This is a genomic window from bacterium (assembly GCA_040755755.1).
Lineage (GTDB): Bacteria > SZUA-182 > SZUA-182 > DTGQ01 > DTGQ01 > DTGQ01.
Genome location: JBFLZW010000033.1, coordinates 148,600 through 161,976, shown reverse-complemented (window position 1 = coordinate 161,976; position 13,377 = coordinate 148,600). Strand labels below are relative to the sequence as shown.

Annotated in this window: 11 protein-coding genes; all 11 read right to left on the bottom strand. The window is 49.8% G+C overall.

Going from position 1 to position 13,377, the window contains the following annotated elements; all coding sequences use genetic code 11:
* Position 1: 1 nt before the first annotated feature.
* On the bottom strand, positions 2–1,129 hold the full coding sequence (locus AB1611_11575) for a glycosyltransferase family 4 protein (protein MEW6380229.1): 1,128 nt from the start codon (positions 1,127–1,129) through the stop codon (positions 2–4).
* 22 nt (positions 1,130–1,151) lie between these two features.
* Positions 1,152–1,841 carry a polysaccharide biosynthesis tyrosine autokinase gene (locus AB1611_11570; protein MEW6380228.1) on the bottom strand — a complete coding sequence of 230 codons (690 nt, stop codon included), beginning with the start codon at positions 1,839–1,841 and terminating at the stop codon, positions 1,152–1,154.
* 32 nt (positions 1,842–1,873) lie between these two features.
* Positions 1,874–3,658 (bottom strand): hypothetical protein, encoded by a 1,785-nt coding sequence (locus tag AB1611_11565; protein MEW6380227.1) that lies wholly within the window; start codon positions 3,656–3,658, stop codon positions 1,874–1,876.
* Between the two features lie 15 nt (positions 3,659–3,673).
* The gene (locus AB1611_11560; GenBank protein MEW6380226.1) at positions 3,674–4,891 is read right to left on the bottom strand and encodes a hypothetical protein; all 1,218 of its coding nucleotides are present in this window, start codon (positions 4,889–4,891) and stop codon (positions 3,674–3,676) included.
* A 13-nt stretch (positions 4,892–4,904) separates the two neighbouring features.
* Positions 4,905–5,498, bottom strand: coding sequence for a polysaccharide biosynthesis/export family protein (locus AB1611_11555; protein ID MEW6380225.1), 594 nt, complete (start codon positions 5,496–5,498; stop codon positions 4,905–4,907).
* Positions 5,499–5,522: 24 nt separating this feature from the next.
* Positions 5,523–7,859, bottom strand: coding sequence for a tetratricopeptide repeat protein (locus tag AB1611_11550; GenBank protein MEW6380224.1), 2,337 nt, complete (start codon positions 7,857–7,859; stop codon positions 5,523–5,525).
* Between the two features lie 98 nt (positions 7,860–7,957).
* Positions 7,958–8,623: a CpsD/CapB family tyrosine-protein kinase gene (locus AB1611_11545; protein MEW6380223.1), complete on the bottom strand. Its 666-nt coding sequence runs from the start codon at positions 8,621–8,623 to the stop codon at positions 7,958–7,960.
* Between the two features lie 6 nt (positions 8,624–8,629).
* Positions 8,630–10,393, bottom strand: coding sequence for a GNVR domain-containing protein (locus AB1611_11540; protein MEW6380222.1), 1,764 nt, complete (start codon positions 10,391–10,393; stop codon positions 8,630–8,632).
* Between the two features lie 18 nt (positions 10,394–10,411).
* Positions 10,412–11,029 (bottom strand): PEP-CTERM sorting domain-containing protein, encoded by a 618-nt coding sequence (locus tag AB1611_11535; protein MEW6380221.1) that lies wholly within the window; start codon positions 11,027–11,029, stop codon positions 10,412–10,414.
* A 38-nt stretch (positions 11,030–11,067) separates the two neighbouring features.
* The gene (locus AB1611_11530) at positions 11,068–11,838 is read right to left on the bottom strand and encodes a dockerin type I repeat-containing protein (GenBank protein ID MEW6380220.1); all 771 of its coding nucleotides are present in this window, start codon (positions 11,836–11,838) and stop codon (positions 11,068–11,070) included.
* Between the two features lie 69 nt (positions 11,839–11,907).
* Positions 11,908–13,374 carry a putative porin gene (locus AB1611_11525; GenBank protein MEW6380219.1) on the bottom strand — a complete coding sequence of 489 codons (1,467 nt, stop codon included), beginning with the start codon at positions 13,372–13,374 and terminating at the stop codon, positions 11,908–11,910.
* Between the last annotated feature and the right edge of the window lie 3 nt (positions 13,375–13,377).

Below are 13,377 nucleotides of genomic sequence, written 5' to 3'. Positions count from 1 at the left end.
GCTACCTGCCCCCATCCTGGTCGATGATCTTCAGCACTTCCTGCTCCCAGTCAAAGAGGAAATGCTCACAGCGTTTTTGGGATAATATCGCAACCCTCCTCCTGAAGGCAGCATCGAATCTCAGGCGCTTTATCTTGCCGACAAGAACCTCATGGTGATCGAGGGGGAAAAGCAGTTCCTCGTAGTGCAAGACCTCAGCTATCTCGTCAATCCGAGCGCCCAGGCAGGCGACGCCGCATCCGAGGGCCTCGAGCAGGGCATTGGGAGAGCCTTCGAATCTGCTGGGGAAAACAAACGCATCGGAACTTGCCACCAGGGCAGATGGGTCGCTCTGCCATCCGCAAAATATGACGGATCGATCGAGCCCCAGTCGATGGGTGAGGTTTTTCAGCCGTATCCTTTCACCGTTTGGCACAACCTCGTCCCCGATAATCAGGAGCTTGATGCCATATCGATGAAGTGCTTCCATCGCTTCGATAAGATAGCTGAAGTTCTTGCCCGGATTGAATACACCGGCGGTGGATACCAGAAATTCCCGTGAATGAACTCCCATCGATTGCCGGATATCTTGTTTTGCTTCCTGACTGATGGAGTATCGACCGGTAATATTATTGGGGATAAAGTGAATCTTGTCTTCAGGAATGCCATATCGTGCCTGATAGGTCTTGATCAGGGTGTGACTGTTAAAAACCACCTTGTGGCTGATTCGTATCCCGGCCCAGTCAAGACCGTAAAAGAACAAATTTCTCACCGCATTCCGGCTGTGTTTCATGTTATCCGCCCGTACAAAAGTTATGGCCGGAATCCGCCTCAGTTTGATGGGCACAAGGCAGAGAAAGGTGTAAAAAGGCCCGAAATTGACAATGGTCCGGACATGGTGTTTCTTCGTTATCCGGTAGCTCGCAAGGAGCGATCCGAAGATAAAATACAGCCAAAAAGGTTTATTTCCCTTGCCGGTGAGAGGAGACGACACAAGGCAGGGTTTAATGTGCTGATGAATGACGGGTAATTCTTCGGAGGAAAGATAATACAGGTCATGCCCTTCCTGGGCCAGAGCCCGGTAGAGGGAGTAGAGCCTCCGGGTGAATCCTCCCTCTTTATGCTTATAGAAAATCGATAAGATTGCCAATTCGGGAACTTCTTATAACTTCTTAAATGACAGCCTTATTCAACACGGTACCGATCAAATTGCTTCCCTGAAGAAGCTGAAGGGCTTTTTCCAGTTGATCGCGAACGGTTTTCCCATACTCTACAACCAGAATAACCCCATCGACGTACCGGGAGAGGACCAGGGAATCGGCATAACCGATGAGGGGAGCTGAATCAAAAATGATATATCTGTCGCCATAGCGGCTCTTCATCTCCTCCACCAGGTGTTTCATTTTCGGGGAGTTGATTACCTCGGCGGAATTATCGAGGCTCTCATGTCCGGGAAGCAGCGTCAATTTATCGATGCCGGGTGAAATGAGCAGTTCGGCGAGCGGCGCTCCTTCGAGAAAGAAATCGGACAGCCCCTTGACCTGATGGAGACCGAAAAGAGAGCGCAGGGACGGCATCCGCAAATCAGCATCCACGAGCAGGACCGTATGGTACAGCTCCTTTGCCAGACTGATGGCCAGGTTGGCTGCCGTAAGACTTTTTCCCTCTCCTTCGATAGCGCTGGTCACCAGCAGGGTATTCAACCCTGGGGGTTTTACTCTCTGGAGGATTTGAGTTTTGAGTACCTTGTATCGGCTGGCCACTGGTGAGTCATCGAAAAGAGCTATGAGCCTTTTCTCTTTCAGGATATCCTGGGGTATTTCAACTCTCCTGGTCTGTTCACGGCAGGATGGTTCAATCATGATATTGTTTGTCCTCCTGGTATCTTTTTCAGTTACTCCCTGAATGTCAGGGAGGACAGGGTCTTCTCTGCGAAGCGGAGCACTTTTACCCACAATATGTCGAGGTGGATAACAAACAGATGGGTAAGCACGGTACAGAGAGCGATCATGCTCAGGGCCGCGAAAGCTGCCAGTGCATAATTTAGCCGCCTTTTCCTTCTGTCCGCTTCATTCTCGATCAGGGGAATAGTTGTCAGAACCGGCACATGAGTGATCGTGCTCAAGGCCGCTTCGGAAAGAATGGACTTATCGGTAAACTCTCTGATGCAGGCACATCCCAGGCCCATTGCAGAGGCTAAAACAGCCCCTATCAAAAGGATCGCCAGTCTGTTCGGCTTGTAAGGCTCTTCGGGAAAAATCCCCGGGTCTATGATCGTAAACCTTTCACCTATCTGTTCTTTTTCCAGAGCCTCGGCCGCTTTTGCTTCCATGAGTTTTTGCGTTGTTTCGCGGTAGCGGGCCAGAGCGTTGTCATAGTCACGGGTGAGCAGCTTATACTCCTGCTCTATCTGGGGTGACAGTTCCACTCTCTGCTGGTAATGAACGAGCCTGTCCTTGAGGTCGGCTTTATCAGCTTTCAGCGCTTCCAGCTCAAGATGCAGAGTTTCGATTTGAGTGCTGATATTAATGTAGGCAGGATTATCCGGTCTTTCCTCCGATTCTTTCGAAGCAGCGGCTTTCTTCTCCATATCGGCAATATCCTCTTCCAGGTAGGCGATGGCTTTTTTGAGGCGAATAACATCCTGATGCTGATCCGAGAATAAGGCCTCCTTTTCTTTGAGTGAGGCTTTCATCTCCTGAAGTTCCCCTTCCTTGATCCTCCGGTTCTCCTGAAGGCTTACCTCTGCTTCTTCGTTCAGCAGCCGGATCTCCTTCTCCAGTTTAATCAGATCCGGATGGTTTGCTGCATACGAAGCCTTCATCATTTGATACTCGACATCGAGCTGGGCCAGCCTTTCCTGAAGGGCAACCGAGCGGCCGGTTTTTGTCCTGAGCCCCGGCAGATGCGGATCAGTCACATTGAGCTGGCCCTGCAAATAAACCTCCCGCTCCTTCAAACTCTCTATCCGTCTGTCGATATTGTCCATCTCTGCCGTAAGCCGATCAAGGGCCTGCATATTAACCTGACTCATCTCAGGCAGGCTGGTTAAATACTTTGATTTAAACTGGGCGATTTTCATTTCCGACCGGGAAATGGTTTCGGTGAGCCTTTTCAGCTCTCCTTCAAGGAAAACGGAGGTTGTCTGTGCTTTCTTTTCCCGTATTTTCAGATTTTCTTCCAGATATAAAGAAGCCAGCAGGTTAACTACTTTCTGGACTTTTTCCGGGTCCCTTCCCTCATAAAACAGCTTAAAGGCAATCGTGACCGTGCTCGATCTCCCGGTTCGCTGGTCAGCGACATCTGCACTGATCATCTGGAGGGAAATGCTTTTTCTCATTATTTCGATGATTTCCTCAGCAGTTTTCCTCTTTCGCAGCATCGGGTATAAATCCAGCCGGTTGATGATCTCAAGGAGCCTGTTTCGGCTGGTAATCTGCTGGTTCAGCATTTCTATGGTCTGCTCGGCATAGGAGGTAACGGTGCTGCGGATGAGATCAGAAGGGACCTGCTGTCCCTCGATAAGAACAGTACAACTGGTCCGGTATACCGGGGGGAGGAGAAAAGCCAGCAGGCTCGATAGCAGAAAAATGCTGATTAAAGGGATAAACAGAAATTTTTTCCTGCGCTTGATAATCGCTGAATAGTCAAATGTATTTTTGTCAATAACTTCTTCCATAGATGCCCTTATACTTTAGAGTTTAATGCCATGATCGACTCCCAGCCTGAAGAAAATGCTCGTTCGCTTTCGTTCTTCCTCGATCTCGATGTCCGATGCCTGTATGGTACGGCTGCTGAATTGAGGCCTGTACATCAGCTCAATAAAGGCGTGTTTCCTGAACCTATACATAAGAGAGACAGCCCATTCATAATAATTTATGGTATGTTTCTGAGATAGATTGAAAACATAATTATCTGTTTTCGAGCTGTTCCTCGTCAGGTTGACCTTGCAGCTCAGGGTTCGGAGGAATTGATAGTCAGCAGTGAGGTAGAGCTTATCCTGCGTTATTACTCCATACGTTCCGGAGGGAGTAATGTCTTTGCTCAAACCGCTGGTGATGGTGCCCCGCGAATGCTGATACTGAAAACTCACCTGGCCAAATCTGCTCCTCTCGGTGGTATGGTCATTCTGCTGAAGGTCATCACCCTCTGCTGTCCCGGTCTTACTGAAGCGGATACCTCCATCAGCCGAAATAGTAATAAGCTCACTGAACCGATAATCCGCTCCAAGAAGAGAATGATAATTGTCCGTAAAATGCCGGTCTCGGGAGTAATAATCATACCGTGTATAACCATTTTTCCACCTGAAATTAACCCTTCCATCGTGCATCCGGTGAGAAATAAGGAGGGCTCCTTCATTGACATCGTATTCGATATAGCTGGAGCTGGTATAGAAAATTCCGGAGTAATTATAGGAGAGGGAAGCTCGAGATTTTTCTGAAAGAAGCCAGGTTAACCGGGGACTGACCGTGTATTTTTCCCGGGCAGCGTGGCTGTAAACGATGCCGGTTTCCTCAAGATCGCTTTCAAGTGTGGTATCCTTGAAGTAAGTCCCGGTCAGATTTCCCTGGAAACGAGGTGTCAGGTCCGTATCGTAGGCTATCCAATAGTGCTCTGAGCGGCTATCGAGCTCGTCATTTCGCCGGTATCGAATGAAATTCAATCCTGCCTGCGCACTCACTGCATCGCGGGGAAATCTCTTCTCCCACGTGAACGAGGGAGAGAACGAGAACACCCGGTCTTTTTGGGGATTCCGGCTTGTCCAAAAGACATTGCTGTTATATTCTTCTCCCATCAGAAAACGGCTATGCAGGCTGTGTTTGCTTCCGGAACTCTGATAAGGAGAGAATGCCCCGCAGAAAACCACCATCCAGAAGATAGTGACTACTCTTTGATATCCCTTAAATTTCACTTCCAGCTCAACTTCATGGCACCAGGATTACGTCACCGCTTTTCAGGAGGATATTCTGTTCAAGGGATTTTCCTTTCCTGATCTTCCGGTAGTCGAACGCTAATTTCGCAGTCCGGCCTTCATTGTCTCGAATGATGGTAATTCTGTCTTCCCGGGCAAAGGGAGTAAGCCCGCCAGCCAGGGCGAGTGCCTGAAGCACGTTGATCGATCTTCCCAGAGTGTAGACCCCAGGCCGGGCAACCGCGCCGAGAACATAGACATTCATGCTTTTTGCCTGCACAAGCATGACCGTAACCACTGCTTCGGGAATATAGCTGCTGATGGCTTTCTTTATTTTCTCCTCCAGTTCTTTGACCGTGGCACCTTTGGCCGATATTTCGCCCACAAACGGGAAAGAAATTTTCCCGTCCGGCGTTACCACCACCTGCCGGGTCAGGTTCGGTTCCTTCCAGACAGAGACTTCCAGGATATCTTCAGGTCCAAGGTAATAGGGCTGATCGCGCCGGTCCTCGCTTCCAGCCTCCTGCGCAGACAATACCGGAGAAAAGAGCAAAAGATGCAAAGCAGCAAAAATAAAAAATACGGGGAATTTTTTTATCGGAAACATAAGCAATCCTCAACCTCAAAAAAATTATGATTTCTTACCCTGTTTGTTCCATTCTTTCCGTAATAAGACAGCCTTATCACGTGCGGGAGGGTCTAATTGACATCTTACCGCTTTTTCCAGATAGTGGAGCGCTTGTGCCGTTTCACCCCTCGTATGGAGAATTATGGCTGCGTGCAGGTTACAAACACCCTCATCGGGAGCGATGGCCAGGGCTTCCTGAATATAATTCCAGGCAGCATCCATTTTGCCCTGCTTATAAGCTACCCAGGCAGCGGTATCTTTATAAGTAGGATTTTCCGGCTTCAGGGCAAGGCATCGGGCTGCCATCTGCGCCGCTTCTTTCATCCGCACCTCATCCGGATAATATTCTGCATAGGAAAAGGCCAGATTGTTCAGCAACACGGGCAGGTCGCCATTTCTTTCGAGCATATCCTGGTATACGGCCACCCCGTCTTTCCAATTGCCGCGGGATTCATACAGCGCTGCCAATTGCAGGCCAACCGGCAAAGCCGGGTGATTCTCATAGGCCATTTTGAGCTCATCCAACGCCTTATCCGGTTTTCGCTGCCTGATGTACAATTTTGCCAGGGCCAGACAAGGGGTGCTCCACTGGGGAGCCAGTCTCCTGGCAGTCAATAATTCCCATTCGCCATTTTCCCATGACTTTTGGGCCATGAAGGCTATTCCAAGATAATAGTGGAGGATGGGGTCTGAAGGGGTATCGTGCAGCCGGGTTTTTACCAGGGTGGTCATGGTATCAAGCTCTTTTTTTTCATGGCAAACTTTCAACAAGGGCGGGAGAGCCTGTTCCAGGCCGCCTTTCCGTGTCATGGCCTGTTTATACCAATCAATCGCTTCATCGGGCCTGGACTGCATATACCGCAAATGGCCCATTTCCAGATATCCCAGGAAAGATGCAGGCAGCACCCGGATGACCTGATTAAAGTCTTTCTCCGCCCCGGTATAATCTTTTTGCGCTCTCTTGATTGCACCCCGCTTGCCGAGAAGATTGGCCTCATCCGGTTTCAGGGCCAGGCCATCATCCAAAACCTTTATTGCCTTCTGAGGATTTTCCCTCTGGAGATAAACATCGGCAAGCTCCATCCTCACGGTAAGATCAGATGGGTTGAATCGAAGAGATTTCCGGAGCGTTTCTTCCGCCAGGGAATCTTTCCTGCTGGAGAGCTGACATTGAGCCAGGAGAACCTGGGCTTCCCCAAGCTCAGGGCGCGCCACAACAACCTGGTTGAGGTGAAGCTCCGCCTGTTCCATCTCCCCAAGCTTCAGCAGGATCTTACCGAGGAGAAAACGAGCGTCCACATTGCTCTGATTGCCCTGCAATACTGTTGTGCAGATGGTTTTTGCTGTTTTGAGTTTTCCCTGAAGGGCGGTCAGGGTGGCTTTTTCGAGCACCATGCGCTCCTGATCGGAATCGGGTAAATCGAGGGCAATCGTTGTATCTAAAAGCTCAAGTGCCTGGTCAAAACGACGCCTGAATCCGAGCATCCGGCTCAATTGGATGACAGCATCTCCATCCTGTGGTTTGTCGGCAATAATTTGCCGCAAAATCCGCTCGGCATTTTCCTCATTTCCGTGCCTGAGGAAAAAATCCGCTTTCTCCCGGAGCAATTCAGGCTCGCGGGGAAGCGCTTCAAAGGCAGCTTGCGCTTCTTTCAGCATTCCAAGCTGTTCCAGTGTTCTGGCCCGCAGTAAGGCGAAGTCAGCCTGATTCGCAGTATTTTTTTTCACCATAGCATCCAGCTCCCGAAGGGCCTGCCGGTTATCTTTCACCTGGTGGAAATACCGGGCCATAAAGATATAGGGCAAGGCTTCCGAAGGATCGAGCGCCTGCCACTTTTGGGCTGCCTTCTTCATCTTCTCGAAGTCTCCTGTTTTCCGGTAACAAAAGGTTAACAGGCGCTGGATATCCAGGTTTTTTTCTTTATCCCGGAGGGGAGAAAGGATAGCAAGAGCATCCCTGATCTGCCCAAGGTTGAAGCAAGACTCTGCTTTGACAATACTGAAGCGCGGTTCATAATCTTGAGGTTTTTTCAACCGGGCCAACTCGCTCAGGGCTTTACGTGCCTGTTCCTGGTTGCCTCTGGCCAGTAAAGCGGCTGTTTCAAGCCGGGCTTCATCAGATTCAGGATCAAGCTCAAGGGCAGCGGTAAATTGCCGATAACCTTCTGGATACTGCTGCTGAGCACAATAGCACCTCCCCAGGGATAACCTGACTCGCACACTCTTTGGATCAAGCTGCAAAGCGTTTTTATATTGCAGAATAGCCCGTGTCGGATCTCCCTCAGCCATGAGCCGGTCCCCTTTGGCCAGGTAGCTGCTCACCCGGTCAGCTCTACTCATGCATCCGAGGATCACCAGGGGACAGAGTATGCTCAGGGTCATCGATATTTTGAGTTTTGGGGAGTAAGACATAGACATAGGTTCAGGAGCTCGGCCTCTCACCCGTCATTAAACACAATCCCCAACAGTTTTTCGCGGGGCAGCAGACTGATGGCTCTCTTTACTTTCCCGCGGGGTATCCTGCCTCTTCTGGCTACCAGGAGAATCGCATCGACATATTCAGAGAGGATCAGGGGATCAGGGTATAAGGAGACGGATGGAACGTCAAAAATCATGAAGCAATCTCCATATTTCCCCTTCAGTTCTTTTATCAGCGTCTTCATGAGCGAAGAGCCGAAAACCTCCAGGCCAGGGGAAGCTCCGCTGCCGGCAGGCAGGATGGCAAGGTTATTGATGCCAGGATGTATGATAATCTCCTCCCATGATTTTTTGCCGAGAAAATAAGAATTCAGTCCGGTGCCAGGGACTTCGGGTTCCAGCCCCAGGGTCTTCTGGATCGCGGGCTTTCGCAGGTCCAGATCGACCAGCAGGGTCGTATGGCTTGTGTCTTTGGAAAAAGTAATTGCTAAATTGAGCGCGATGGTGCTTTTCCCATCGCCGGCGCTGAATCCGGTTATCATCAGACTGCTCCAGCCATTTTGACTGAACCGCTGCACGATGCGGGTTCGAAGCAGCCTGAATTCATCACTGACTGCATGGTTCTCTTCTATGGCCATGATCTTATGGCTGATAAGGGTTTCAGGAGTTGGCCGAGTTGGAAACATATGATGTCAGAAAATGAAATTTGATCTCAAAAAATAAGCAAGCCTGGAATATACAATATAAAAATCAATCAGATAATGATGAGCAAGGTATGCGGCAAGGGCCAGGGAGCAGAAAACCATGACCGCCGCCATCACTTTCCTTTGTCTCTCATGAGCAATATCCGCTGGTGATTTCATGGCTGCAATAGTGGCCAGCACCGGTATGCCGGTTACATCCTCAAGGGCGGCACTGTCTCTGATATTTTCATCAGTATATTCACGGAACGTGACCAGGAAGAGAGAAAGCCCGCATCCTATCAGAAACCCGAGAGCTATAATTACCGTTCGATTCGGTTTATACGGCTTGTCAGGAAGGAAGGCCGGTTCAACAACGGTAAACTTCTCTCCGAGCTGCTCTTCTTCCATACCCTGAGAGATCTTCGCGGCTGAGAGCTTCTCGGTGATTTCACGGTAGCTGGCCCTGGCAGCCTGGTAATCCCTGTCAAGCTCATTGAACCTTTTCGCCACCGAAGGCATTGAGCGCATTTTCCCCTCGATGTCTCTGATCGTTTTTTCGATCTCGATCCTTTCAGCCTTCAGAGAGCCAATAGTGGCATCTATGCGCTCCAGCTCCGCCTGGAGAGAAATGGAGCCCGGATTGGCTGCGGCTGCCGCAAAGTCGTCTTCCGTGTCCGAGGGTTCATTATTGTTCCGGCTTTCCCCGGTGTTCTGGTGCAGGGTTTCGATTTCTTTTTCCAGCTCTTTCACTGCCGGGTGCTGCGGAGAATATGCCGACTTGAGCTCGATAAGCTTTCTTTCAAGCTCTGTTAACCGGTCCCCATCCTTCCCTGCTCCCGGTGCTGCTGTCCGGTTCCTTTCCTTCAGGATATCTATCTCGCGGTTTTTTGCTCTGACGAGCGGATGGTTTTCAGAATATTGAGCAAGCAGTTGCGCCCGCTCAAGCTCCAACTGCGAGAGTCTTTCTTCAGAGCTTATGATTTTTTCACTCCCCTGGGATTTGAGCAGGGTTATCCGGCTTTTCAAGGGAACTTTCTGATTTTCGAGTGAATGGATTTGCATATTGATCCGGCGCAGTTCATCGTTGAGCTTTTCTATCTTTTGCATGTTAAGGGTCATGAATTCAGGCAGTTCCTCAAGGTGCTCCTGCTGAAATCTGGCTATCTGGGCCTGCAAATCAGACAATTCAGCCTTTGCTTCCCTGAGTTGTTCATCGAGGAATTTGGTCGTGCTCTGAACATGTTTTTCCCGTGATTCCAGATTCTTCTCCAGGTAATAGGAGGAAATTTCATTGGCCACTGCCTGGGCCTTTCTAGGATCTTCATCCTGAAAAGAAAGGCTGAAGGCGATCGTCAGCAGAAATGGACGGTTTTGGGCCTGATGGTGGATCTCGGCATTGATGGGTTCAATGGAAATCCGGTTTCTGATTTTTTCAATGAGGGTGTCTGTAGTGAGATATTTGCGTTTCTTCGGAAAAAGGTCGTAGTTTCGAATGAGACCCAAGATCCGGGAACGGGACATGACTTCCTGGGTAATAGTCTGAATGCGCTGCTCTGCATAGCTCGTTACCGGCGATGACACAAAGGATTGAGGGATGGCTTGATTCTCTATCAGAATGGTCGAGCGGGACAGAAAGATATCGGGCAGTACCAGGGCGATGATCACACCGAGAGCGCTTACCCAGAAAATGGGGAGAATGAACCACCATTTGCGCCGGACAAGGATCGTGAGCAGCCGGGAGAATTCCTGCTGTTCTTCGATGGCAGTAGACATGGAGATACTGCTTCTTACCTAAGACCTTTTCCTGTTAGGTGCCATACAGCACCGGATTTTCAAAGCACAGTAGCGGAAGATGGCAAGACAGGTCAGCCCTAAACCAAGAAGAATGAGGCTTGAGGGGAGGGGGACAGGATTCGTGGTATACGTATACAGCATGCCCTGCGGAATTTCCTGCGAAACCATCCGGTAGGGATGAGGGTAGCTGCCATCTGAATCATACAAAGATCCCAGAAGAGGATCGGTAATACCGAACGGGCTTTCAGCTTCCAATGACATCAGCAGTCCCGGTGTCAGTGGCGTGAGAGCCGCATAATTTGTGCAATAACCAGCCACGCCGTTTGACGATGCAGTCTTGTAAATCTCCCAGTATTCATCTCCTGGCGAGGAAGGATGCGGGATGCTGCCATTCATGGTAATCCCATCTATGGTTACCGACTCTGACTGATGAATAGTCGACGAAGCGATATCATCCACGTTCATGCCTGTCACACTGAATTCAAAAGCACTCAGCCTGGAAAAATCAAAGGAATTGTCCACCCCAAGATAAACGGAATAGGCATGTACCGGCAATACTCTCAAGGCAAGAATTACCAGAAGCGACAGGATACTATACCAAATTTTGCCTTTCATCCGCATTGGTCCCTTTCTTACTGTTCTCTTCATAGTTGTTACCTCGCATTCGTCAGTTTATTTTGAATACAGGCAATATCAAGGACATTAACTCTTCCATCATTATTGCAGTCCATCCACTCGTGGGCATTTCCTCCATCCTTCTGATACCGGGTAATGGCATCTATATCAGTGGCTTCAATACTCCCATTGCCATTGGCATCACCACGCTGCACAATGTTGCCGCCAAGCCCCACTGGCCCCACGTGAAAAGATCCGAAGGTGACACAATCATGGTCCAATACTTTTCCCTCAACCGTAACAAAATTACAGTAACTCCCGCTTCGTGCGTAATCGAGACTGACCGTTGATACATCCAGAATCGGTGGCACCTTGGGATGTTCATTCCGTTCAAACTCGACTTCAGCCAAAAGCACTCTTTCTCCGCAGACCCCCTGGGAGGGGTTTGAAAGATCGAGCTTCCCTGCAATGATAATCACCTCGCCGGGCTTACTGATATCGGGCTCCATATAAGGAAATTTTGCTCCTCCATCACTGATGGACCAAAGGCTCTCATTTTTTGTAACCCTGATCACGGTTAATCGGGTTAGATCGTAGGAGAGTTTCACCCCGGCACTTGCCATCTTGAAAGTATCGGTATTCGCGTATATCTGCACAATAAGAGTATCGTCCGTATATGCCCCCTCGACAAACACCTTGAATTCCGCTGACCATGCAGAGCGAGTCAGCATGAAGGTACTGACAAGCCACAATCCTATCAGACATCCTGCCAGAACTGCACAATCCTGCCTTTGTATGTTCGTTCTCATCTTTCTCTTCGTTCTCCCTTATTTCACCTGTTAACTCTATACTGCTTCAGGCAGATCATGCCCTGCCTCCTAGAAAGCGGCATTCAAATCGATCTGCATTACATCAACTGCCAGGGGCGGGCCGCCGATCTCATCCGCGGTCAGCCAGTTGAAGGATAACCATGCATTCTTCCCAACTCCCAGTTGGACTCCCAGGATCCAGCCCTCGGCATTGGTTCCGCCAAGATGGAAATCGGAGTCGGTAAAGGCGTCAATCACGGCGTCAGCTTCCAGATGCCTGAAAGACAAAGAACCGTTCCATTGCCACAGGTCTTTCACTTCCCGGTGTCCAACGGCTACGCCAACCTGGTATCCTTCGGTCTCTTCAGGAACCTCGACCCCGGTTCTCTCCCGTACTTTGTCCTTGTCAAATCCAAGGTTTTTGACATAATCAGCCATGAGCTGGACAGCAATAGTTTTTATGGCAATCTCGATCGAGGAATTGATGTCCAGTTGATTGAAATCGGAGGCCAGGGCGAGTTTCTTCGCAATCTCGCCTTTGTCATTCATTTTCGTATTGATATTAAACAGGGTATTCCCTTTCTGCTGGAAGGCGGGCAGGGTGTAATCCGTCTCATCGCCAGGACCTGCGGGATCGTTGAACTTACCTTCGATATTCCGGTAATCATAATAGGCAACGGCAAGCTTCAATCCCAGGGCTGTTACCGGCTTGTACTTCGCTCCGATCTGACCTCCATACAGGTACTTGTCATCCGAGAAGTATTCCAGTTCCTGGAGCGGGAAAAAACCGGCGGTGACAGAAAGGTCCCAATTTTTTTCAACCAGGGCTTTCGGGTCATTGGCAGTAGCGGTAAGAGCCAACCCCTCCAGATTAAGATCCTTATCCCAGACAAGATCAGTGGAGTCGAATGGGTTTGGCATTCTTCCAAACCAGAATGCCGCCCTGTTGACCGGCCGTATCTGCAGATAAGCCCTGTCAATGACCAGGCCGTCTTTGTTGGAGTAATCTCCGAGTGTCTCATTGGTCGAGACAGGCTCTTTTTCGTTACCGGTCGTCAGCCGGGCGCCGATCTCCATCCGATCGTTCACCTTGGCTGTCAATCCCAACCGGAAACGGATGCGGAGCCGGTCCCGGTCCTCCTGGGTGTTCATAATGGTGCGGGGATCATCCGGTTTGAGCAGCTCAGGATTATCCTGGCCAAACATATCGCTTTGATAGCGCAGGCGAAAATCACCGCTCAATTTCACCTTTTTGACCCACTCCGGCAACTTGCCTTCATTGATCATCGTGTTCAGCAGACTCCCCTGATCCGCCAGTATCTGCTCTTCCGCTAACATAATCTTCTCCTGAGCCTCCAGCTTGAGCTCGATACTTTTCAGCCTCTCAGAAAGGTTTTCACCCTGTTCGGCAGTCGATTCATCGCCACTGTCAGCATACGCCGGTGGTGAATTTTTGTCGGTACAGAATCCCGTGCCCGTCGATAAGCAGATGAAAGTCAAAGCAACGATTATTCCCAAACCCTTTCGTCGTTTCATGTA